The sequence below is a fragment of the Ligilactobacillus agilis DSM 20509 genome (assembly GCF_001436215.1).
Lineage (GTDB): Bacteria > Bacillota > Bacilli > Lactobacillales > Lactobacillaceae > Ligilactobacillus > Ligilactobacillus agilis.
Genome location: NZ_AYYP01000060.1, coordinates 84256 through 106417, shown reverse-complemented (window position 1 = coordinate 106417; position 22162 = coordinate 84256). Strand labels below are relative to the sequence as shown.

General features: G+C 43.7%; 22 protein-coding genes. 2 read left to right on the top strand and 20 right to left on the bottom strand.

Going from position 1 to position 22162, the window contains the following annotated elements:
- The coding region (locus FC14_RS10920) for an RNA-guided endonuclease InsQ/TnpB family protein (protein WP_268872180.1) at window positions 1-662 on the bottom strand (662 nt) is incomplete at its 3' end.
- A gap of 419 nt (window positions 663-1081) precedes the next feature.
- Here FC14_RS10920 and FC14_RS07145 point away from each other — a divergent pair.
- Window positions 1082-2812: a DUF2207 domain-containing protein gene (locus FC14_RS07145; RefSeq protein ID WP_056977040.1), complete on the top strand. Its 1731-nt coding sequence runs from the start codon at window positions 1082-1084 to the stop codon at window positions 2810-2812.
- Between the two features lie 60 nt (window positions 2813-2872).
- Here FC14_RS07145 and FC14_RS07140 read toward each other — a convergent pair whose 3' ends face one another.
- From FC14_RS07140 to FC14_RS07065, 16 genes are all read right to left on the bottom strand, one after another.
- Window positions 2873-3694 carry a Cof-type HAD-IIB family hydrolase gene (locus tag FC14_RS07140; protein ID WP_056977039.1) on the bottom strand — a complete coding sequence of 274 codons (822 nt, stop codon included), beginning with the start codon at window positions 3692-3694 and terminating at the stop codon, window positions 2873-2875.
- A gap of 297 nt (window positions 3695-3991) precedes the next feature.
- Complete coding sequence (rplS, locus tag FC14_RS07135; RefSeq protein ID WP_050611167.1) at window positions 3992-4345, bottom strand: 50S ribosomal protein L19; 354 nt, start codon at window positions 4343-4345, stop codon at window positions 3992-3994.
- Between the two features lie 113 nt (window positions 4346-4458).
- Window positions 4459-5205, bottom strand: a complete 747-nt coding sequence (trmD, locus tag FC14_RS07130) for a tRNA (guanosine(37)-N1)-methyltransferase TrmD (protein WP_056977038.1) — start codon at window positions 5203-5205, stop codon at window positions 4459-4461.
- Entirely contained in the window at window positions 5205-5717 is a 513-nt protein-coding gene (rimM, locus tag FC14_RS07125; RefSeq protein WP_056977037.1) for a ribosome maturation factor RimM, read from the bottom strand. Before rimM ends, trmD begins: the two co-directional genes overlap by 1 nt.
- Window positions 5718-5781: 64 nt before the next feature.
- Complete coding sequence (locus FC14_RS07120; RefSeq protein ID WP_056977036.1) at window positions 5782-6033, bottom strand: KH domain-containing protein; 252 nt, start codon at window positions 6031-6033, stop codon at window positions 5782-5784.
- Between the two features lie 10 nt (window positions 6034-6043).
- Entirely contained in the window at window positions 6044-6319 is a 276-nt protein-coding gene (rpsP, locus tag FC14_RS07115) for a 30S ribosomal protein S16 (protein WP_050611171.1), read from the bottom strand.
- A gap of 101 nt (window positions 6320-6420) precedes the next feature.
- Complete coding sequence (gene ffh, locus FC14_RS07110; RefSeq protein ID WP_056977035.1) at window positions 6421-7848, bottom strand: signal recognition particle protein; 1428 nt, start codon at window positions 7846-7848, stop codon at window positions 6421-6423.
- 17 nt (window positions 7849-7865) lie between these two features.
- Window positions 7866-8204 carry a putative DNA-binding protein gene (locus FC14_RS07105; protein ID WP_056977034.1) on the bottom strand — a complete coding sequence of 113 codons (339 nt, stop codon included), beginning with the start codon at window positions 8202-8204 and terminating at the stop codon, window positions 7866-7868.
- A gap of 9 nt (window positions 8205-8213) precedes the next feature.
- A complete protein-coding gene (gene ftsY / locus FC14_RS07100) occupies window positions 8214-9452 on the bottom strand; it encodes a signal recognition particle-docking protein FtsY (protein WP_082618713.1) in 1239 nt (412 codons plus the stop codon).
- 12 nt (window positions 9453-9464) lie between these two features.
- A complete protein-coding gene (smc, locus tag FC14_RS07095) occupies window positions 9465-13013 on the bottom strand; it encodes a chromosome segregation protein SMC (RefSeq protein ID WP_056977033.1) in 3549 nt (1182 codons plus the stop codon).
- 13 nt (window positions 13014-13026) lie between these two features.
- Window positions 13027-13719: a ribonuclease III gene (rnc, locus tag FC14_RS07090; protein ID WP_056977032.1), complete on the bottom strand. Its 693-nt coding sequence runs from the start codon at window positions 13717-13719 to the stop codon at window positions 13027-13029.
- Window positions 13720-13848: 129 nt separating this feature from the next.
- Window positions 13849-14088: an acyl carrier protein gene (acpP, locus tag FC14_RS07085; protein WP_050611177.1), complete on the bottom strand. Its 240-nt coding sequence runs from the start codon at window positions 14086-14088 to the stop codon at window positions 13849-13851.
- Window positions 14089-14184: 96 nt separating this feature from the next.
- Entirely contained in the window at window positions 14185-15219 is a 1035-nt protein-coding gene (plsX, locus tag FC14_RS07080) for a phosphate acyltransferase PlsX (RefSeq protein WP_172578776.1), read from the bottom strand.
- A 5-nt stretch (window positions 15220-15224) separates the two neighbouring features.
- Complete coding sequence (gene recG, locus FC14_RS07075; RefSeq protein WP_056977030.1) at window positions 15225-17267, bottom strand: ATP-dependent DNA helicase RecG; 2043 nt, start codon at window positions 17265-17267, stop codon at window positions 15225-15227.
- An 86-nt stretch (window positions 17268-17353) separates the two neighbouring features.
- Complete coding sequence (locus FC14_RS07070; RefSeq protein WP_056977029.1) at window positions 17354-19039, bottom strand: DAK2 domain-containing protein; 1686 nt, start codon at window positions 19037-19039, stop codon at window positions 17354-17356.
- A gap of 33 nt (window positions 19040-19072) precedes the next feature.
- Window positions 19073-19435 carry an Asp23/Gls24 family envelope stress response protein gene (locus FC14_RS07065; RefSeq protein ID WP_056977028.1) on the bottom strand — a complete coding sequence of 121 codons (363 nt, stop codon included), beginning with the start codon at window positions 19433-19435 and terminating at the stop codon, window positions 19073-19075.
- Between the two features lie 257 nt (window positions 19436-19692).
- On the opposite strand from FC14_RS07065, the gene rpmB reads away from it, so the two are divergent.
- Window positions 19693-19878 carry a 50S ribosomal protein L28 gene (gene rpmB, locus FC14_RS07060; protein WP_050611181.1) on the top strand — a complete coding sequence of 62 codons (186 nt, stop codon included), beginning with the start codon at window positions 19693-19695 and terminating at the stop codon, window positions 19876-19878.
- 61 nt (window positions 19879-19939) lie between these two features.
- Here rpmB and FC14_RS07055 read toward each other — a convergent pair whose 3' ends face one another.
- From FC14_RS07055 to rsgA, 3 genes are read right to left on the bottom strand one after another with little or no spacing between them, the layout of a single operon-like run.
- Complete coding sequence (locus tag FC14_RS07055) at window positions 19940-20599, bottom strand: thiamine diphosphokinase (protein WP_056977027.1); 660 nt, start codon at window positions 20597-20599, stop codon at window positions 19940-19942.
- On the bottom strand, window positions 20599-21246 hold the full coding sequence (rpe, locus tag FC14_RS07050) for a ribulose-phosphate 3-epimerase (protein WP_056977026.1): 648 nt from the start codon (window positions 21244-21246) through the stop codon (window positions 20599-20601). The genes FC14_RS07055 and rpe overlap by 1 nt, the downstream gene beginning before the upstream one ends.
- Before the next feature lie 14 nt (window positions 21247-21260).
- Complete coding sequence (gene rsgA, locus FC14_RS07045; RefSeq protein WP_056977025.1) at window positions 21261-22148, bottom strand: ribosome small subunit-dependent GTPase A; 888 nt, start codon at window positions 22146-22148, stop codon at window positions 21261-21263.
- Window positions 22149-22162: the final 14 nt, after the last annotated feature.

The following is a 22162-nucleotide window of genomic DNA, read 5'->3' as shown; positions in this document are numbered from 1 at the left end:
CGTTGGTAATGCTTAATGCGTTTGTACAAAGCTTTTAAATTGTTAGGCAAGGTCTTGACTTGACCTTCAGTATAGTCAAAGTGACCAACATTAACGTCAACGGCTGTCTTTTGCCCTGTCTTAATTTTCTTCGTCACCTTAACTTCAAAGGGTAAGCTCGCCCAGTACTTACCATTTTCACGGTAAATCGAGACGACTTTTAATTCACCCTTTAAGTCGTCAGCGCCCTTAAAACTAATATCAGCCCAGGCTTTAACTCCCTGTGGCTTATCCAACCGTAACTTACCATTAACAATCTGAGCCCGGTCCGTCTTAAAACCCTGACGAACCGTCTTTTTAGACTTAAACTTTGGTTTGCCCCAATCTGGTAATGATTTCTTGAAAAAGTTTTGCCAAGCTTTATTTAGGTCAGAAATCGCTAGTTGTAAACAACGAGCCGACAGTTGGTACTGCCAATCTTCCTTGTTGGCAACTAACTCGTCCCGGACTTTACGTTCACTTGGACGTAATCTCTTATCGCCTAAAACTAGCGAAGCATCATACATATCATTCCATAAAGCTAAGCCTTGATTCCAACAATATCTACGATAAGCACATAAATCATCAAGGACTTGTTTCATGATTTCGTTAGAATCCAGTCTAACTTTTTGTACGCACAACATAAGCTCACCTCCTATTACAGAGATGATAGCACTTTCTCAGGTAATATTCAAAACATAAGTTCTAAATTTTATCAATCCCACATTTTTACTTTCTGATTGATTATAATTCCATCATTTTCTACAATGTTCTATATTTTTGGTAACAGTTAATCTCCTCCTAAAGTCAATCTCATCTTAGTTTTGCTAACAAACCTGCTAGTGCTTCTTACTCATTTTAACATAAATAGCCGCTTGAAAAAACTTTTGGCCCGCTTGAAAAAGTGGCTTGACTAAGAATTTTCTGTTTGTCTACACACTATTTAAAATAATAACATTTTTCCCCCTAGATTTCTTTAAGAAATTTAGTAAAAGCTGGTTTTTTTATACCAATTCTATCGAAAATTTGTAATAATAGAGGTGAAAGACGAGGAGGAAGATTTATGTTTAAGAATAAAATTTTGCAAAGCTTTCTAGCACTCCTCTTCGGGATGTGCCTTTTTTATGGGGGCAAGATTCAAGCTGATTACGCCATCACCAACTACGACGTCAACGTCAACCTACAACAAGATGGCTCAGCCGATATTACCCAGCAAATCACCTATAACTTTAAGGGTACTTCCCGGGGAGTCTACTATGATCAACCATTGGAAAAGGGCGTGGTTGCGACCCAGCCAAGTATTGTTGTCCAAGAAAATGGCCAGTCAATCCAATTAACCCCTAATCACGACGGGAGTAACAATAGTTTTCAAGTCATAGAAACAGACGACGCCTTAAAGTTGAAGCTGTTCCACAATACGGCCGATACAACCACTACCTATTATTACAGCTATCATGTCACTAACTTTGTTAAAAATTGGCAGGATACGGCCGAGTTAAACTGGACCATTATCGGTAATAAGTGGAATGTGCCTTTAAATAACGTCCGGCTTAAGTTCCAACTTCCTAGCACCAACGTTGCTGACCTCAAGGCTTGGACTAGAAGCGAAAGTAAGGCCACAACCAGTGTTTCTAAGGAAAAAGGTAGCGTAGTGGTCAACCTCAAGCAAAATCCAAGCGCTAGTCAAGTTAAAACCCGCTTACTCTTTCCAACTAGCGTTGTTAGCACTAACGGCTTAGTGGTAAACCAAAAGCACAAGCAAGCCGCCATCAAGTCTGAACAGGCCTGGCTTAAGGACAATACCCAGACTAAAAAGGTCTCAAACCGCAACAACTTGATTTTTAAGGCCGGCGTCTTTGGCTTAGCCTTAGTCATCATCTTAGTGTGGGCGCTTTACCTCTTAAGCCACCCAGTCAAAAAACAAAAGTGGCCCGACGTCAATCCACCTCATTCCTATGAGATTCCACCAATGTCTGCTCCGGTAGCTATGTCTATTTATACCGATAACGTGCCGGACAATAACGCCTTGGGGGCCTACCTCTTGGAACTAGCGGTTAAACAAAAGATTGCTATCGAGGAATTTAACACCAAGCGTAAGGACTACCAGCTAACCTTACTCGATGCTTCCTTAGCCAATAGTGAACCGATGATTGATTTTCTCTTTAATACTGTCGGTGACGGCAAGAAGGTTACCCTACATGAATTAAGGAAGTATGGTAAAACCCAACGGGAAAGTAAGCAGATGAGTCACATTTACGACAAGTGGAAAAACCAAGTTGAGCAAGAAGCCCTTTCCTACGACTACCTCAGCAAGAAGTCGGCCGGTAATTTCTACCTAACCGTTTTCCTTTGTGGGATTAGTTGCTTACTCCTCTTGTGGACGCTCTTCTTATGGAAGACTCCGTGGATGACCGGTCTTAGTTTAGTCTTAATCTTAGGTCAAGTTGGTTTTAACGTTTACCACTTTAGAAAGCACTCCCCTTACACCGAAACTGGGGTTGAGCTAATTACCCAACTGCGGGCCTTTAGACACACCTTAAAAGACTTAAATAAGATCAACCTAAAGTCCAAGGGGGACTTAACCTACTGGAGCCAAGTTTTGCCATATGCGATTGCCTTTGGCTACAACAAGCGGGTCATCAACGCCTTACAGGCTAACTTTACTGTTAAGGAATTAGAAGATGGCTTAGGTTTTTATTACAACCTCCTCTTCACCGCCCCAATCGACTTTGGTGATTCATTTTCAACCAGTGTTACCCGGGCGCTAGGTAACTACCACCCAAACAATAATTAAGAGCCACATTAAAAAGGCACTAGACTGATTTAGTCTAGTGTCTTTTTTGGTTCATTGGCCTTAAGCAAGGATAAATTTTTCGATAGCAACAGCTACCCCGTCGTGGTTGTTATCAGCCGTGACGAAATCGCTAGCCGCCTTAACTTCTGGCAAGGCATTAGCCATAGCCACCCCGATTTTAGCAGCCTTAATCATCGGTAAATCATTCCCGCCATCACCGATTGCCATTACGTCTTGGCTTAAATCAAGGCCTAGGTACGCACATAATTTTGTTAGGGCTTGCGCTTTATCTACCCCCTTGGTATTGGCCTCTAAGAAAAAGGGTTGGGACTTCACAAAGGTGACCCGATCTTCTTTAGCCGCAAATAAGGCCCGCCCGGCTGCAAAGGCCTGGTCTAGCTTGGCTGGTTCTTCCACAAACATGGCCTTAATTAACGGTATCTCCTTCAATTCGGCCGGAGTCCGGTAGGATAAGGGCATGTTAACCAAATTAGACTCATACATTGAGTAATAGCCAATGTCACGGTTAGCCGTATAGATGCGGTCCATGCTGACAGCGTGAAATGGCAGGTCTAACTTGTGGGCGATTAACTCTAAGTCTAAGTAATCTTCATAGGCTAACCCTTGGGACATGATTACTTCCCCCGCAGTGGATTGGACCACACTCCCTCCAAAACAGACTACGTACTGGTCTTTTTGGTCAGCTAAGTTTAAGTCAGTTAAAATTTGCTTTAAGCCTGGCAAGGGACGTCCTGAACAAATTACTACTTTAACTCCCCTTTGACTAGCCGCCTTAATCGTTTCAATCACCTTTTCATGCAGTTGCTTTTCATCATCCACTAAGGTCTTATCAACATCTATCGCTACTAACTTGACTGTCATTTACTTTCCTTCTTTCTGCACTTCAATAGGTTAATTATACACCACTTTAAGAAAGCGGTTAACTCCTTTGGACTAACGGCTCGCTTTGAGAGGCTACTCAGTTATTCTTTAACGCCTGCAAGCAGGAAAAAGGCAGAAAAAAGACGGCTATCACTAGTCGTCTCTATAAATATCATGATGTTACTTGTTAACTACTTCAATTTCTTTTTCTAAATAATATGGATGGAAATGAACTTAGCCACATTAATTGAGCGTACAAAAAAAGAAACCCCAATAACTGAGGTTTCTTTACTCTTATTAACGACGGCGTTCTGGAATACGAGCTGCCTTACCGTGTAATGCACGTAAGTAGTAAAGCTTAGCACGACGAACCTTACCGTGACGTACTACTTCAATCTTGTCAACACGTGGTGTGTGTAATGGGAAAGTCCGTTCAACCCCAATCCCGTTTGAAATCTTACGAACAGTGTAAGTTTCTGAAATACCTTCACCACGGCGCTTGATAACAACACCTTCAAAAATTTGGATACGTTCGCGTGAACCTTCAACGATTCGTGCGTGAACCCGTACAGTGTCACCGGCACGGAATTCTGGAATATCATTACGTAATTGAGCTTCTGTAAGCTTTGCGATTAATGGATTTACTGACATTAATTTTCTTCCTTTCACCAACAATCTTGTCTCCCACAGCGGATTGTTGTTAATAATGGCAACAGCCACATAATAATTTACCATTTTTCGACCGATTTGTAAATCATTTTTCTTTACTTTTCTGCTAAATCTGTTTTTTCAGCCGCAAACTCTGCTAACCACTTGCGATCCTGGTCTGTCAGAGGATAATCTTCTAACAAATCGGGCCGGCGTTCATAGGTCCGGCGTAAAGCCTCTTTATGCCGCCACTCCGCAATTTTTTGGTGGTTCCCGCTGGTTAATACCTCAGGGACCTTCATCCCCCGAAAATCAGCCGGCCGGGTATATTGTGGGTACTCTAACAGGCCGGTAGAAAATGAATCAGTTTGAGCCGACTCGCTATTGCCCAAAACTTCAGGTAGCAACCGAACCGTAGCGTCAATCATTACCATGGCCCCTAACTCGCCTCCGGTTAGGACGTAGTCACCTAAAGACAATTCATCGGTCACCAGGGTCCGAATCCGTTCGTCATAACCTTCATAGTGGCCGCAAATAAAGGTTAGGTGGTCTTCTTTAGCTAACTCTTCTGCTATCTTTTGGTCAAACTTTCGGCCCGCCGGATCCAGCAGGATTACCCGCCCCTTACTCTTGGCCTTAGCTTGGGTAGCTGCTAAGGCGTCAAAAATCGGTTGGGCTTGTAACAGCATGCCGGCCCCGCCCCCATAAGGGGTGTCGTCAACGTGTCGTTGCTTTTGGGTGGTATAATCCCGAAAATCCGTAATTTCGATTTCTAGGAGTTCTTTTTCTAAAGCCTTACCTAGAATCGATTCCTTTAGGGGTTGAAACATATTGGGAAACAAACTTAAAATATCTATTCTCATTACTCTAACCCATCCATCATTTCCACTAGGACTTGCCCATCGGCCAGCCTAATTTCTTTGATTACGTCAGCGATTGCCGGCAACAATAAGTCCGCTTGCTTAGGCCGCGCAATCACCCACACATCATTAGCCCCCGGGGTCATAATTTCTTTAACCTTCCCTAGTTCCCGGCCCTCAGTTGTAATAGCCGTCAAGCCAATGATTTGGTGGTAGTAATACTCACCTTCGGCCAGTTGTTCTTGCTGGTCAGCGGTAATCTTTAAATCGGCTTGCTTATACTTTTCAACGAGATTAATATCTTCCAAGCCAACAAATGTTAGCATGTCAAACTGCTTGTGTTTCCGGTGAGTCTTAACCGTAACTTCAAGTGGAGTTTGGGCTTGCTTTTGAAAAAGATATAGCTTAGCTCCCGGCTTAAAGCGACTCTCCTTAAAGTCCGTGCTAGCCAGCACCTTTACTTCTCCCTTAATCCCATGAGTATTAACAATTTTTCCAACTTGATAATATTGCATACTAAATCCTTTCTTTAAAAAAAGACTCCAAATAAAACATTGCTGCTTTACTTAGAGCCTATTTTTAATCGTCTACAATGTTTAACCGAGCCCGTAAGGATTTATCATCCAAGCGTACACTATAAACAAGGGTCCGCAGGGCTTGGGCAATTCGGCCGTGTTTACCAATCACCCGGCCAACATCGTCTTTGGCGACAGTTAGATTAAAGTTCAGAAAACGAGTATCCCGCTTAGTTTCAATCCGAATTGCTTCGGAATCGGCAACTAAGGGCGCAACAATCGTTATAATTAATTGTTTTACATCCGCCTCTGTCATCTAATCTCCCTTATTTCTTAGAAAATTTTGCTTCGTGGAATTTCTTCATAACACCGTTCTTGGAAAGAATGTTACGAACTGTATCTGAAGGTTGGGCACCGTTGTTTAACCAGTTCATGATTTCTTCTTCTTTAAGTGTTACTGTTTCTGGTTCTGTTAATGGGTTGTATGTCCCTACAGTTTCGATGAAACGACCATCACGTGGTGAACGTGAGTCGGCAACAACGATCCGGTAGAAAGGACTCTTCTTAGAACCCATACGCTTTAAACGAATTTTTACTGACATTATTACACCTCCTAATATCTTCTCAACGTTTATTAATATACCAGTAATTTTGGCTGGTGTAAAGGAAAATTTCTTGACAGGGCCAATTTTTTTCAAAAAGCCTATTTTTTCCGCTTTCTTAGCCGTTGGAGTTTGCGCTTTTTATTCTTTCTCATCATCCGATTCATCGACATCTTCGCTAACTTACCGGTCATCCCGTTTCCTAGCAAACCTTCCATCCCGGCGAAGTTACCATTAGACATCTTCTTCATCATTTCTCGCATCTGCTTAAACTGCTTTATCATCCGGTTAACTTCTTGGATAGGTCGCCCACAACCGGCCGCAATCCGCCGTCTTCTTGACGGATTTAATAAGTCAGGGTTTTCCCTTTCGGCAGGCGTCATGGAATAAACAATTGCCTTCGTCCGTTCAATGTCTTTAGGATCCACGTTCATGTTCTTCAAAGCTGGGTTATTAGCCATCCCGGGAATCATTTTAATAATATCTTCTAGTGGTCCCATGTTTTGAACCTGTTCCATCTGATCTAAGAAGTCATTGAAATCAAAGCTATTTTCCCGCATCTTGGCCGCCATCTCAGCAGCCTTCTTTTCATCGAAATCCTTTTGGGCTTTTTCAATCAGGGTTAACATATCCCCCATTCCCAGGATTCTTGAAGCCATCCGGTCGGGATAAAAGACGTCTAAGTCGGTCATCTTTTCCCCTTGCCCGATGAATTTAATTGGCTTACCCGTTACGGCTCTGATGGAAAGGGCGGCCCCACCACGGGTGTCGCCATCCAACTTGGTTAAGACTACCCCAGTTACATCTAACTGGCTGTTAAAACCATCGGCAACTTCAACCGCATTTTGACCGGTCATCGCGTCAACGGTCAGTAAGATTTCATTAGGTTGACTTAACTCCTTGATTTGGGCTAACTCATTCATCAACCGTTCATCGATTTGTAACCGCCCGGCCGTATCGATGATAATGTAGTCATTTTTCTTTTCCTTACCAAGCGCTAACCCCTGGCGGACAATTTCCACTGGGTTAACGTCCGTTCCCATTTCAAAGACAGGAACATCAATGTTTTGCCCCAAAATCTTTAACTGATCAACCGCAGCTGGCCGGTAAACGTCAGCCGCAATCAAAAGTGGGCGAGCGTGTTGTTCTTCCTTTAATTTTAAGGCTAACTTACCGGCCGTGGTTGTTTTCCCGGCCCCTTGAAGCCCAACCATCATAATAATCGTTGGAATCTTAGGGGATTTATTGAGGGGACTAGCTTCTTGGCCCATCACCTTGACTAGCTCTTCGTTAACAATTTTAACGATTTGTTGCGCCGGTGTCAGACTTTCTAAAACCTCGGCCCCCACCGCACGTGTCCGCACAGTCTTAACGAAGTCCTTAACGACTTTAAAGTTAACGTCGGCTTCTAGGAGGGCAAGCCGAATTTCCCGCATGACTTCCTTAACGTCAGCCTCACTAACCTTACCCTTTCGCCGTAACTTACTAATCGCATTTTGGAGTCGTTCTGTTAGTCCTTCAAATGCCATAAATGCGCACCATCCTTTTACTCTTCTAGTTTTTCTAACTGTCTAACTAATGCCATTAACTGCTTGTCTTGGGGATAATTTTCACTAACATAGGCAAGTAACCGATCCGTTTGGGCGACTTCTTTTTGGAAGTGGGCATACAGGTGTAATTTATCCTCGTATTCTTCCAAAATTTTTTCGGTCCGCTTAATATTATCGTAAACGGCTTGGCGAGAGACCTGATAGTTTTCAGCAATTTCTCCTAGCGAATAATCATCACGATAATAAAGTTCAATATAGGTCATTTGCTTTTTAGTCAGTAGCGGTTCATAAAATTCAAACAAAGCATTAATTCTATTTGTTTTTTCAATCGCCATCTACTCACCCTAACGTTGCGCAATTAAGTCCTTGAACAAGCCGTAGACAAATTCTTCTGGGTTAAAGTCGCGCAAATCATCCATCTGTTCACCCAGTCCCACTAGCTTAACCGGCAGGTGGAGTTCGTTTCTGATTGCCAGCACAATTCCCCCCCGCGCAGTTCCATCCAACTTGGTCAGCACGATCCCGCTCACCTTGGTTACTTCTCCAAATTGCTTAGCTTGGGTCAAAGCATTTTGGCCAGTGGTTGCGTCTAAAGCCAGCAAGACTTCATGGGGAGCGTCAGGTAGTTCCCGCGTAATTACCCGCTGGATTTTCTCCAACTCATTCATTAAGTTAACCTTATTTTGCAAACGGCCGGCCGTATCGACTAATAAGAGGTCATAATCTTCTTCCTTAGCCTTCTTGACGGCTTCAAAGACCACCGCGGCTGGATCACTTTTTTCAGGTTTGCGAACAACTTCTACATCAACGCGCTTGCCCCATTCAACCAGCTGTTCAATCGCACCGGCCCTAAAGGTATCGGCAGCTGCCATCAACACCTTTTTACCCGCTGCTTGGTAGCGGTGCGCTAACTTACCAATCGTGGTGGTCTTCCCTACTCCGTTAACACCAACGAATAAAAAGACGGTTGGCCCTTGAGTGGCAAAGTGAAGTTGGTTATCTTCATTTTCGCCTTCCGCTTCATAGAGGTCGACCAATTTTTCAACAATTACATCGGAAACATCTGCTTTTTTCTTGGCGTTTTGAAACTTAACTTCATCACGGAGTTGGTCACTAATCTTCATGGCCGTTTCAAAGCCGACATCGGCTTCAATTAAGGTTTCCTCTAATTCTTCGAAGAAATCCTCGTCAACTGACCTGAAGTTAGCCAACAAGGCGTTAATCTTGGCCCCAAAGCCCTTACGACTCTTGGCCAAGCCCCGCTCATAGCGCTTAGTTTCTTCATTAACAGCCACTTCTTTTGCTGGCTTTGGTGCTACTTTTTCCTCAACTGCAGCTGGTTGAACCGGGGTCGGCGCTGCTACTTCAACTTCTAGTTTAGATTCAGTCTCAACGCTTTCTTGGTTTACTTCAGCTTGGTCTGCTTTTGTTTTTTCCTCTAGTGCCGGCTCAACTGCAGCTGGGGTGGACTCAACTTCTGCCTGTGGGGCCGGATTTTCTGCCGCAACTTTTTCTTCTGACTCAGGTTTTGCTTCTGCTTGTCCGCCCCCAAAGGCGCGCTTTAGCTTATCAAATAATCCCATTAAAATTCCTCCTTACTGCTCTAATTGTGCCAAAGAGACCGAAACCATCTTAGACACTCCTGATTCTTGCATGGTTACCCCATACAAGATATCAGCGTTCATCATCGTTCCCTTACGGTGGGTAATCACAATAAACTGGGTTTTTCCTTCAAAATTCTGTAGGTACTGCGAATATCTCACGACGTTAGCGTCATCTAAAGCTGCTTCCGCCTCATCTAAAACCACAAACGGTACCGGTCTAACTTTGAGGATAGCAAATAATAGGGCAATCGCAGTCAAAGCTTTTTCTCCCCCGGACAACAAGGTTAGAGTTTGAAACTTCTTGCCTGGTGGTTGAGCCATAATTTCTACCCCAGTCGTCAGTAAATCACTATCTGTTAGGCTAAGCTTAGCCCGGCCCCCACCAAAGATGGCAGGGAAAATTTCTTCAAAGGCCTGAGCCACCTCTTCAAAGGTTTGCTTGAAGCGGCGCTTAACTTCGCCATCCATTTCCTGCATACTCTTTTCTAGTTGAGCCTTAGCAGCCAAGAGGTCGTCTTGTTGCTTAGCCAAAAATTCATAGCGCTCGTTAACCCGGTCAAATTCCGAAATAGCCCCTAAATTAACGTCACCTAATTCATCTAACCCCAACTGTAATAGCTTCAAGCGGCGCTTGACATAGTCAATGTCAGTTTCTAAATTCTCTAGCTTAGACGCAGCCTCGTAAGAAAGTTCGTGGCGGTCTGCTAAGTCGGTTAATAACCCATCCAACTGAGCTTCTAACTTACTATCCTGTCGTGCTTTTTCACTTTGTTCATCATAAGCCGCCGCCTTTAATTCGCTAGCTCGTTTTAACTGTTCTTCGGCTTGGGCTACCTGAGCATGCAAGGTCTTTCTTTGTTCAATCATTTTTGCCACGGTTTGTTCTAACTGGGCATGCTCTTGTTTAACCTTGGCTTGCTTATCTGCTAAGTCTTCAACCTGACCGTGGCGCAATTCTTGTTCTTGTTTAAGAATTGCTAACCGTTCCTTAGCCTTAGCGATGTTTTCACTTAGACGTTTAATCTGGTTAGCCACTTCATTTGCCTGCAACTTCACAGACTGCAAGCGTTCTTCCACCACAGCTAGTTCTTGCTTAAGCCTAGTTAGCTTTTGTTGGTTTTTAGCTTGGCTAGTCCGAGTATCATTTAAAAATTCTTGCTTATAGGCCAACTGCTCTTTGAGTTGAGCGATAGCTTGTTCTAACTGGTCTAACTTAGCAACCACTTCTTTTAACTCGGTCTGGGCTCGCATATTGGCCTTAGTTTGTTCCTCTTGGCTAGTCGCTTCTGCTCTTAATTGCTGCTCTTGGTGACTTAGTTCAACTTGACTAATATCAAACTGCTGTTGACATTGTTGCAACTTCGTTTGGGCCGCCTGCAGCTTAGGGGCAAGTTGTTGCACTGCTTGCTTACTAGCCGTAAGCTGCTGTTTAGCCTCATTGCCCTCTAGTTCAACCGTAGCTAGCTTAGACTTCATTAAGTCTATATTGGCAGCCAGCTTTTCTAATTGCTGCTTTTGTTCTAACAAGCCAATTTTTCTTTGCTGGTTAGCCCCCCCACTCATTGAACCGCCCGCATTAACAATATCGCCTGCCAACGTAACAATTCTTAGGCTATGGTTTAAGGCCCGGGCAACAACCGTAGCCTCCGCTAAACTTTTAACCACCACGGTCGTCCCTAAGAGGTAATCCAAAATTGGTTGGTCAGCCGCATTAACCGTCACTAACTCCGACGCCACCCCGACTATCCCTTGTTGGCTAGCTAAAATTTGTCTTTGCTTGGTGGTAAGTGCCCGTCTTTTCACCGTATTTCGCGGTAAAAAGGTGGCTCGGCCTAACTTATTAGCCCGCAAATAATTGATGGCTTGCTTAGCAGCTTCATCCGTCGTTACCACCACATTTTGCAACTGCCCGGCTAAGACGGCCTCTAAAGCCTGACTAAATTCTGGGGGAACCGTGATAATTTCGGCAACCGCCCCAATCACCCCAGCTAACTTACCTTTGGCCTGTAAGACCTGCTTAACCCCTTGGTAGTAACCGTCATAACTGGTAGCAACATTTTTTAAGGTCTCGTACCTAGTTTGAGCTTGCTTTAAAATATCGCTGGCTTCATACCAACGTTCCTTTTGATTATCATAGCGTAATTGGTATTTACTTACCTCGCTAGTTAACTCAGCTTGCCGTTGATTTAATTGGGCTACCGTCTCCTTAGCTGCTAGTAAATCGGCTTTAGCCTGGTGCTTTTTTTCTTTGGCTGCTTGATAGGCAGCCTCTAACTCCTTGTGCTTGGCTAAAGCTGACGCCGTTAGTGATTGTGAGTGCTCACTTTCACGTTTTAAATAGGCGTGCTGACTTTGTAAGGCAGACTGTTCCTGGGATTTTTCAAACAGTTCCTGTCTGAGTTTTTCAACTTGTTCGTTTAAAGTTGCTTCGTCAATATTGGCGTCCGCGGTTAATCGGTCAATTTTAGCCTGGTAGTCTGCCTTTTGGGCCTGGACTTGAGCCAGTTGTTCCTCTAATTTGGCCTCTTGCTCCTTTAACTCGCGTAAATTCTTTTGATCGACTTCTAACCGGTCACTAGTATCTTTTCTTTGTAGCTCCTGGTACTCGCGGGTTTGCTTAGAGACCTTTTCTTCCCCACTTAGATAACCCTTTTGCTTGGTCAGTTCTACCAACCTTTCTTGGGCCGCGTCTAATTTAGCCTCTAACTGCTGCTGTTGCTGGTGCAAATTGGCTGTTAATTGTTCTTGCTTGCTAGCACTTTGACTGTGCTTAGCCACTAAGTCCTTAATCTTAGCCAGTTCCGCTTGAATTTCCGCTCGCTTCTGACTCTTAGCCTTAATTTCTAAGACGAGGTTATTTAAATCAAAATAATCGTACTGCTTTTTTTGTTCAAGGTAGTCCCGCGCAATACTTGCTTGTTCTTCTAATGGTTGTTTTTGTTGGTAGAGTTCTGTAATGATGTCTGCCACCCGGTTTAGATGACCGGTTGTTTCTTCTAATTCCTTTTGGGCCCGGTGCTTTTCTTTTTTATACTTTAAGACTCCAGCAACTTCTTCAATCAAGACCCGCCGTTCGAGTGGCTTACTATTAAAGATAGCTTCCACCCGGCCTTGAGAAATAATAGAAAATGATTCCCGGCCTAACCCAGTGTCCATAAATAAATCAACGATCTCGCGTAAGCGGACCTTCTTTTGGTTAATTAAGAATTCGCTCTCGCCATTGCGATAAATCCTCCGGGTAATCACCAATTCCGGTGGCTGTTGTTTTAAAAAGCCGTCACTATTGTCAAGTTCAATCACTACTTCAGCTCGATTAAGTGGGGCGCGTGTTTGGGAGCCGGCAAAAATCACGTCGGGCATCTTACCACCCCGTAAGCTTTTGACCGATTGCTCACCTAAGACCCAGCGTAAGGCCTCGATAATGTTACTCTTACCACTACCGTTAGGGCCAACAATGCCCGTCATCCCGGGCTGAAATTCAATCTTAGTTTTATCGGCAAACGATTTGAACCCATTTAAAGTCAATGCCTTTAACTTCAAAAGTTCTCCCCCTTTAGCCTCTTAATTCCTTCAAGGCTTGGTTAGCCGCCGCCTGTTCAGCCGCCTTCTTAGTATGCCCCGTACCACGTCCGAGTTCTTTTTGGTTAGCAAGTACCGCCACGTAGTACTGCTTGGCATTATCCGGTCCCTTTTCTGCCAACACCTGGTATTCAATCTCACAATCACCATCTTGCTGTAATAACTCTTGCAATTCGGTTTTGTGGTCTAAGAAGTGATCAAACCAGCCCATATCAAGTTTAGGGAAAATAACCTTGCTTATAAAGCTAACAACCGTTTCTTTCCCTTGGTCTAGATATAAAGCCCCAATAAAGGCCTCGAAAATATCGCAAAGTAGCGATGGTCTATTCCTAGCGTTCGCCTTTTCTTCACCCTTACCTAGGCGAATATATTCATCAAAGTGACATTCCTTAGCAAACTTGCTGAAGCTGTCTTCACAAACCATTGCCGCCCGCAAGCGGGAGAGTTTGCCTTCAGGTAAGTTAGGGTAACGCTTAAATAGGTATTCTGATACGCATAATTGCATTACGGCGTCACCTAAAAATTCAATCCGCTCGTAATACTTTAAATTTTCTTTTGGGTGTTCATTCACGTAAGAAGCGTGTGTAAACGCTTCATCAAATAAGGCATAATTTTTAATGTCTATTTGAAAATTATCGTGTAACATTTTAGCTAATCCAATTATCAAATTGATGTCTCCTCTGAAATTTTATCTACATAGTCACTATCAATATTACCTTATCCGCACTAAAATTGCTAGAAAGTTAGGCCAAATAAAAAGAGTGGTAACAAGCTTTCCTGTCCCACTCCTCTTATTTTATTGGCGTGCTGCAATAAACTTAACAGCGTCACCAACAGTTGCGATTTGTTCGGCATCTTCATCTGAAATTTCAGCCCCAAAGGCATCTTCTAATTCCAAGACAAACTCAACAATATCGATTGAATCGGCATTTAAATCGTTTTGGAAGTTCAAGTCGTTAGTGACCTTATCTTCCGGCAACTCAAAACGCTCCGCAATGATTTTGGCAATCTTAGCAAAAATTTCTTCTTCTGTCATAGCCGTATATCTCCTCTACATCTATTTATCACTTAAAAACTAACCTTTTTCAAAAGGACTCAGCAAAAACATTGTAACTACTTTAAGAAAAAAAGTCTAGTTATTTTCGGTTTGCTCACTGCGCTGTTGTTCCAAGTAAGCACTGAACTTCTCCACTACTTGTCCAGCAACAATTTCTCTAATTTGTTTCAAGGTATAGTAAACGGTCTTAGCATCGCTAGCACCGTGCGCCTTAACTACCGGAGCTTTAGCCCCTAACAAGACTGCGCCCCCGTACTGGGATTGGTCAAGTTTACCCTTTAATTCTTTGAAGACCGGCTTTAACATCAAGGCCCCCAATTTACCTGAAACACCAGCAGCCATAATCGCATCTTTTAGTAAGTGTAAAGTTGCAGACGCTGTCCCTTCAATCGCCTTTAAGACCGCGTTACCCGTGAAGCCATCGGCAACCACCACATCACAAACCCCTGTCAATAAGTCCCGGGCTTCGACGTTACCAACAAAGTTGATGCTGTCATCGGCTGCAATTAGTTGGTGAGCTTCAAGGGTTAACTTACTACCCTTGTGTGGTTCGGTTCCGTTATTTAGTAGCCCAATTCTTGGGTTAGCTAACCCCCGTACGTTTTGGGCGTAATATTTTCCTAATAATGCATACTGGTAAAGTTGTTCAGGTTTACCATCCGCATTAGCCCCACTATCTAGAAGGTTAAAGCGACCGTCGCCACTAGTGGCATTTAGGACGGGAAGGGTTGATAACAATCCAGGCCGACTAACACCTTTAACCCGGCCAACAATCAACAAGCCCGCTGTAAGTAAGGCCCCCGTATTGCCACAAGAAAAGAGGGCGTCTGCCTTGTTTTCTTTGACAGCTTGCGCAGCTTGAACCATTGAAGAATCCTTCTTGCGTCTAATTGCCTTAACTGGTTCGTCGTTCATATCGATGACTTCACTCGTATGAATGATTTCAATTCTTTCCATGTTATCAATCAGCGGCTTTACTTGCTGCTCATCACCGTACAAGCAAAATTCTAAATCTGCAAATTCGTCGCGCGCACGTAAAACCCCCTCAACTACCGTCTTAGGAGCATTGTCTCCTCCCATTGCATCCACTGCAATTTTCACTAAAATCATCCTTCCTAATCAAACTTTTGACCCTGACCAACTTTTTGGTGAAGATACTGAATCAACCCAGCATTTTCAGGGTTAGTTAAAAAGTCGGGGGCAGCAAGCACCTGCTGGGCCTCCATTTGAGCTATCTGTAAAATCTTTAAATCCGCGATGGGGTCTCCCACCCGGAAATCAGGAATCCCGGCTTGTTTAGAGCCCAAAACATCCCCGGGTCCCCGTAGTTCTAAGTCCTTTTGGGCAATTATAAAACCATCGTTGGTTTGAACCATCGTCTCCATCCTGGCTTTACCATAATCAGTCTTAGGGTCGGCAACCAATAAACAGTAGGAGGCCTTAGACCCCCGCCCTACCCGGCCCCGTAATTGGTGGAGTTGGGCTAGCCCAAAGCGATCTGCGTCTAAAATAACCATGACCGTAGCATTAGGGACGTCAACACCGACTTCGATTACGGTTGTCGAGACCAGTAAATCGAGCTCATGCTTCTTAAAAGCAGCCATGATTGCTTCTTTTTCCGCCGCCTTCATCTGCCCATGTAATATTCCCACCCGAAAGCGGTCCTTAAATAACTGGGCCAGGTTTGCATAAACTTCCTTAGCGTTTTGGAGGTCAATCGCTTCAGACTCCTCGATTAAGGGGGAAATGACATAGGCTTGGCTGCCTAGCTCCAATTGCTGGGCAACAAAGCCCCACAGCTCCTTAAGTTGCTTTTTTCTTACCCAGGAAGTTTTAATCGGTTTTCGTCCTGCAGGTAATTCATCGATGATGGAAACATCCATCTCACCATAAGCTGTCAAAGCCAGGGTCCTGGGAATTGGGGTGGCGGTCATAGCCAAGACATCTGGCTTAGCCCCCTTTTGGCGTAAATCCTTACGCTGGTTGACCCCAAACCGATGCTGTTCATCGGTTACCACTAAGCCTAACTTTGCAAACTCAACGTCGGCTTGAATTAGGGCGTGGGTACCAATTAAAATATCAATTTCTCCCTTAGCTAGGTGGGCTAACAACTCCTGGCGTAACTTGGCCTTGTTAGAGGTTGTACTTGTCAGTAAGGCAACGTTTACCCCCAGTGGTTCAAATAAGTCCGCTAGTTTGTCTGCATGCTGTTGGGCCAAGATTTCAGTTGGAGCCATCAAGGTTGCCTGGTAACCAGCAGTCACCGCCGCATACATTGCAATGGCCGCAATGATTGTCTTACCAGAGCCAACATCCCCTTGCAACAAACGATTCATGTGAGCGGGCCGGTGCATATCCGCGCAAATCTCATTTACCACCCGTTTTTGAGCAGCGGTTAACTCAAAGGGCAACGTCTTTATAAAGGCCCGCAGTTCGTCATTATTATACTTTAGGGCAATTCCTTCATCCTTACGGGCTAACTTTTTCATGAATTGGATTCCAGCCTGAAAAAGGAAAAACTCTTCGAAAATAGCAGACCGGCGGGCCAGGTTTGCGGCCTTAGCTGTGGCTGGAAAGTGCATGTCATGAACAATTTGTTGGTGGCTTTCAAGGCGGTACTTAGCCCGTAACTTCACGGGCACCAGGTCTTGTAAAGACTCATGGTATAGTTCATAGGCATCTTTAACCAAGGACTTAATGGTCGTTGCCTTAATTTCCTTACTAGCACGATAGACCCCGGTAAAATCATTTCCCCCCTGGTTAGCCAGTAATTTCATTGCACTTAAAGCTTGCCGCTTAGCATTATACTTACCATAAATTACTATCTCTTTGCCGCTAACCAATTGTTGCTTTAGGTAAGGTTGATTAAAAAAGGTTACCAAAATAACATCGTGTTCTACCAAGAAGCGAAAATTTATCCGACTCTTAGCCCGACCAAAGCGAGCTAAAACCGGCTCTGAAGCCACAATCCCCTTCAAGGCCACCTTTTGACCATCGGCTACTTCTGCTAGGGACTTAACCGCAATATCATCATAGCGAAATGGATAATAGCCTAACAAGTCCGCAATCGTATTAATTCCCAGCTTGTTTAGACCTTGAACTTTCTTAGGACCAACTCCCCGTAAAGTCCCCACACTATCGCTTAATTGTCCGTGCATGACTAAGCCCCCCTTGTAAACCACCATAATCAACTACAAGCTGTGATTAAGGGGGTGTTCCTTTAACCACAGCCTGTTTAGTAACATTATTCTACTGAAATTAAGTATGGGTAGACTGGTTGATTACCAGCGTGAATTTCAACTTCAATATCTTCATCTAACTCTAAAGCCGCTTCCTTAATCGCTTGGGCTTCTGTTTCTGATCCATCTTGCCCATAGATAATTGTCACAATTTCGCTATCTTCATCTAGCATCTTGCTAATCATCTGTGTAGCAGCTGCTTGTCTATCTGGGTTAGTTACGACAATTTGACCGTCGACAATTCCCATATAGTCATCCTTCTTGATGGCTTGACCTTCAATCGTTGTATCACGAACAGCAATTGTTACCTGCCCAGACTTAACCCCGTCTAATTCAGCTAACATCGCCGCCTTATTTTCTTCTAGACTAGCATCTTTATCAAAGCCTAGCATTGCAGAAAGTCCTTGGGAAATAGTCTTCGTTGGTACTACTTCAGCAGCAACTTCAACCACTTCTGTAGCTTGCTCGGCTGCCATGAAGATATTTTTATTATTAGGTAAAATTAAGACTTTCTTCGCCTTGGTTTCTTTAATGGCATCAACAATATCCTGGGTGCTTGGGTTCATGGTTTGACCACCACTTAGGATATAGGTAACTCCTAGACTCTTGAAGAGCTTGGCAACTCCGTCACCAGAAGCAATTGCAATTACCCCATAATCACCGGTTAATTCTTTATTTACTGCCACTTCGTCTGCCGCTTGTTCTTCATCTTTTTCTAAAATTGTTTCGTGTTGCAACCGCATGTTATCAACCTTAACCTTGATAAGGGAACCGTAACTTTGCCCTAAGGTTAAGACCTTCCCAGGTTGTTCCGTGTGAACGTGCACCTTAACGATTTCATCATCAGCGATTACTAACAAGGAATCCCCAATGGCAGCCAGGGCAGCATAGAAATCATCGTAGTTAAATTCATGTTCAACCGAACGGCCGGCTCCTAAGCGAACCATGATTTCAGTACAGTAACCGTACTTAATATCTTCTGTATGCAGCTGACTTTGAACGCTCTTATGGTGCTCTGCGTTAACCATTTCGTCCATTTCAACTACAGAAGGTTGGTGACTTTCTTGGCGTTCACGCCCACTTAAGGCATCAGCGAAACCTTGGTAAACAAAGGTCAAGCCTTGACCACCAGAATCGACTACCCCAACTTCTTTTAGAACCGGTAATAAATCAGGGGTTGTTTGTAAGGCTGCGTCAGCCGCTTCATAAGCAGCTTGCATTACAGCAAGGCAATCATCGCTGGTCTTAACCAACTTGCGCGCAGCCTCTGCGGCCTTTCTTGCAACCGTTAGGATTGTCCCTTCGGTTGGCTTCATTACCGCTTTGTAGGCCATTTCCACCCCAGCAGATAAAGCGTCAGCTAAATCTTGAGCTGTTAGAGTTTCCTTTTTAGCGGTACTCTTACTGAACCCTCTAAAAATTTGGGAGAGAATAACCCCAGAGTTACCCCGGGCTCCCATCAACAATCCCTTAGCTAAGGCCGTAGCCAATTCACCTACATTACTTGTAGTTGATTCAGACACATACTTTTCCCCACTAGCCAGTGATAGGTTCATATTAGTCCCCGTATCACCATCCGGCACAGGAAAGACGTTTAAAGAGTTGATAAATTCAGCGTTGCTATTCAGTCTTTTTGAACTGACTAGCACCATCTTGCGAAATTCCGTTTCCGTAATTTTTGTTACTTTCAAAATGTACTTTCCTCCTTGGCTTGTTAATCAATGTTAGTCTTCGATTACCCGAACACCTTGTACGATGACGTTAACTGATCTAGCAGTTACCCCTAACATCGAAGCCAAATTATATTTAACTTTTTCTTGAACGTTATGGCAGACCTCGGAAATCTTAGTCCCATAACCCGCGATAATATAAACGTCGATTGCAACGCCATCATCTTCTTGACGGACAACTACCCCTTTTGCATAGTTATCCCGCTTTAAAATTTCATTTAAATTATCTCGAATCTGATTCTTACTTGCCATGCCGACAATTCCAAAAATTTCGGTGGCAGCTCCACCTACAACAGTGGCAATTACATCATTACTAATGTCGATCTTACCAAATTGGTTTTGAATCTTTACAGCCATTTTAATATAGCCTCCTTAATTTTCCAGACAATCTTATCAATATTTTAGCATAGTCGCTAGATAAAAAAAAGCTATCTCCCATTTACCACCAATTCTTACCTTAACTAACAATCCTTATTTTACCAACTTTTTTGCCTGACAAGTATTTTTTCTTTACAGGTTTTTCTTGCAATTAAGGTCTATCTATGATAATTTTATTTAGTGAGTGAGTAAGCAGATTACTCTATGAATTAGTATTGAATTAGGAGGAAATAACCATGGCAAAAGATTTCGTTACAGGTCGTAAGACTACTTTTGGTAAGAAGCGTTCACACGCTTTAAACCAAACTAACCGTAGCTGGAAGCCAAACTTGCAAAAAGTGCGCATCTTGGTTGATGGTAAGCCAAAGCGCGTTTGGGTTTCAACTCGTGCATTAAAATCAGGAAAAGTTACTCGCGTTTAATTGCGAACTAAAACGGACCTAAGTAAGTTGCTTACTTAGGTCCGTTTTTTATTGCTATTGCTTAATCCCTACTTTGGATGACACACACAACTCCCTCACTAAAGGCAAAGTGTGCTTTTTCTTCCATAAATTCGTTACTAGCCAGGCTAATCGGCCGGTTAAATTTAGCTTTAGCCAGGCGGTACTTAGTATTAAAGAGACTCAAATCCTTAACCGCCGTTAAGGGGATAAAGGCTAAATAGGTCATCTGCGCTTCTTTTAGGAGCTGATATTCTCCCGGTAAATAAAAGCTCACACTATTTTGACAGTCAAACAGCCGCACCTTAGTAGCCAGGTGTTCAAACTCCGGTCCTAGGACTAAAAAGATATTTGCCAATAAGTGATCCAGCCTCCCACCGGTTGCCCCATAGATATTGATCTTATCTACCCGGGGAAAATATTTTTCAGTCATCAAGACGGCTAGTTGCGTATCCGTATAATCTTTTTCACTGCGCGCAGCAATTATCTTTTGCGCCCTAACTTGAACTAAGAACTGATCCCGACTAGAAGCTGAATCAAAGTCGCCTATGGCTAAATTAGGGCTAATCCCTAGCTCGCATAAGGCCACCGCCCCTTGATCGGCCCCAACCCAAATAAAGTCTTGTGCGTGCTTAGTTGCTAACTGCTCAAAATTTGCAGGCCAAAATTGCTTGGGACCACCAACTAAAATATTAGCTTCCATTAACCTTGTGCCAATTCCTTTAACAGTGCGACTTGTTTGGCAGGGTCGTCACTTCCAAAGACAAAGGATCCGGCAACTGCAACATCGGCTCCGGCAGCGGTCACCGTCTTAATCGTGTCAGCATTAACACCCCCGTCTACTTCAATTTCAAACTGAAGCCCCGCTTGTAAGCGCAACTGTGCCAATTCCTTAACCTTACTTACAGTCTCAGATAAAAAGGCCTGGCCCCCAAAGCCTGGATCAACCGTCATAACTAGAACTTGGTCGACTAACGGTAATACTTCCTTAATCGCCGCTACCGGTGTGCCCGGGTTAATAACTACTTCAGCTTTAACCCCGGCTTGCTTGATTTGACTTAACACCCGGTGAATGTGTGCAGTGGCTTCGATGTGAACCCCAATGATATCTGCCCCAGCCTGCGCAAAGGCTTTAATATACTTTTCAGGATTAATAACCATTAAATGGCAATCGAATACCTGGCTAGAATGTGGGCGTAACGCCTTTACCACGTTAGGTCCAAAGGTTAAGTTATCTACAAACTGTCCATCCATAATATCAATGTGCAAGTAAGGTGCATTTTCAACCCGCTTTACTTCTGTCTTTAACTCTGCAAAATCTGCGCTCAAAATCGATGGTGCAATCTTCATACATAATTCCCCCACTATCTATACTTTGGTTTTTGATTTAATATCATTTCATGTAATTGTAAGTAATTGTCATAACGCGACTGCCTAATTTCCTTCTTAGCTACGGCCTCCTTAACGGCACACTGGGGCTCATTAACATGCAGGCAGGCCCTGAATTTACAAGCACCTTGTCTTTGTCTAAACTCTGGGTAAAGTAAGGGGAGTTCTTCTTTACTGATATTTAAAATATCAAACGAAGAAAAGCCCGGGGTGTCGGCAATCAAACTCCCCTTAATGTCTAGGAGAGTTACCCTTCTAGTGGTATGTTTTCCCCGCGAGAGTGCCTTAGAAACCTGGCCCGTCTCCAAATCTAGGTCTGGTTTAAGTTTATTTAACAACGTTGACTTTCCTGCCCCAGTCTGGCCCATTACCACCACAACTTGGCCAACCAAGTTAGCTAGTAGGTCTTCAAAGACCTGCTCATCAGTAGCCTTAGTCTGAACATAGACGGGGTAGAGCTGGCTATAATAAGCCATTACCTCTTGCATTTCTGCTTGCTTCGCTGCTGGTAATAGGTCGTACTTAGAAAAGTATAGCAGCGGTTTTATTCCATTTGACTCTAGCATTAATAATTGCCGGTCTAACAGGTTACTGGTAAAAGTTGGCTGGCAGCAAGCCGTTACCACAATCGCACTGTCTACATTAGCCACCGGTGGTCTTACCAACTGGTTAGTTCGTGCTTCAATTTTTAAGATATAGCCTTCATCCGGTTTTTCAGCCTTTAACTCGACCCAATCACCTACCAGTGGACTTTGCCCTTTCTTTCTGAAATTTCCCCGGGCACGCGTCCGGTATAATACTCCGTCTTCCCCCATTACGTCATAGTACCCGCTTAAAGATTGACGAATTTGTCCTCTGATCAAAATATCACCTCTTC

What these genes read in the sequence shown, in the direction of transcription:
- FC14_RS07055 (WP_056977027.1), bottom strand. Translation starts at nt 20,599, where the DNA reads ATGGAAGCTAATATTTTAGTTGGTGGTCCCAAGCAATTTTGGCCTGCA.
- rpe (WP_056977026.1), bottom strand. Translation starts at nt 21,246, where the DNA reads ATGAAGATTGCACCATCGATTTTGAGCGCAGATTTTGCAGAGTTAAAG.
- plsX (WP_172578776.1), bottom strand. Translation starts at nt 15,219, where the DNA reads ATGATTTTAGTGAAAATTGCAGTGGATGCAATGGGAGGAGACAATGCT.
- FC14_RS07140 (WP_056977039.1), bottom strand. Translation starts at nt 3,694, where the DNA reads ATGACAGTCAAGTTAGTAGCGATAGATGTTGATAAGACCTTAGTGGAT.
- FC14_RS07065 (WP_056977028.1), bottom strand. Translation starts at nt 19,435, where the DNA reads ATGGCTGTAAAGATTCAAAACCAATTTGGTAAGATCGACATTAGTAAT.
- recG (WP_056977030.1), bottom strand. Translation starts at nt 17,267, where the DNA reads ATGCACGGACAATTAAGCGATAGTGTGGGGACTTTACGGGGAGTTGGT.
- acpP (WP_050611177.1), bottom strand. Translation starts at nt 14,088, where the DNA reads ATGACAGAAGAAGAAATTTTTGCTAAGATTGCCAAAATCATTGCGGAG.
- ftsY (WP_082618713.1), bottom strand. Translation starts at nt 9,452, where the DNA reads ATGGGATTATTTGATAAGCTAAAGCGCGCCTTTGGGGGCGGACAAGCA.
- ffh (WP_056977035.1), bottom strand. Translation starts at nt 7,848, where the DNA reads ATGGCATTTGAAGGACTAACAGAACGACTCCAAAATGCGATTAGTAAG.
- trmD (WP_056977038.1), bottom strand. Translation starts at nt 5,205, where the DNA reads ATGAGAATAGATATTTTAAGTTTGTTTCCCAATATGTTTCAACCCCTA.
- FC14_RS07105 (WP_056977034.1), bottom strand. Translation starts at nt 8,204, where the DNA reads ATGGCGATTGAAAAAACAAATAGAATTAATGCTTTGTTTGAATTTTAT.
- rpsP (WP_050611171.1), bottom strand. Translation starts at nt 6,319, where the DNA reads ATGTCAGTAAAAATTCGTTTAAAGCGTATGGGTTCTAAGAAGAGTCCT.
- FC14_RS07120 (WP_056977036.1), bottom strand. Translation starts at nt 6,033, where the DNA reads ATGACAGAGGCGGATGTAAAACAATTAATTATAACGATTGTTGCGCCC.
- rplS (WP_050611167.1), bottom strand. Translation starts at nt 4,345, where the DNA reads ATGTCAGTAAATCCATTAATCGCAAAGCTTACAGAAGCTCAATTACGT.
- rimM (WP_056977037.1), bottom strand. Translation starts at nt 5,717, where the DNA reads ATGCAATATTATCAAGTTGGAAAAATTGTTAATACTCATGGGATTAAG.
- FC14_RS07145 (WP_056977040.1), top strand. Translation starts at nt 1,082, where the DNA reads ATGTTTAAGAATAAAATTTTGCAAAGCTTTCTAGCACTCCTCTTCGGG.
- rpmB (WP_050611181.1), top strand. Translation starts at nt 19,693, where the DNA reads ATGGCAAAAGATTTCGTTACAGGTCGTAAGACTACTTTTGGTAAGAAG.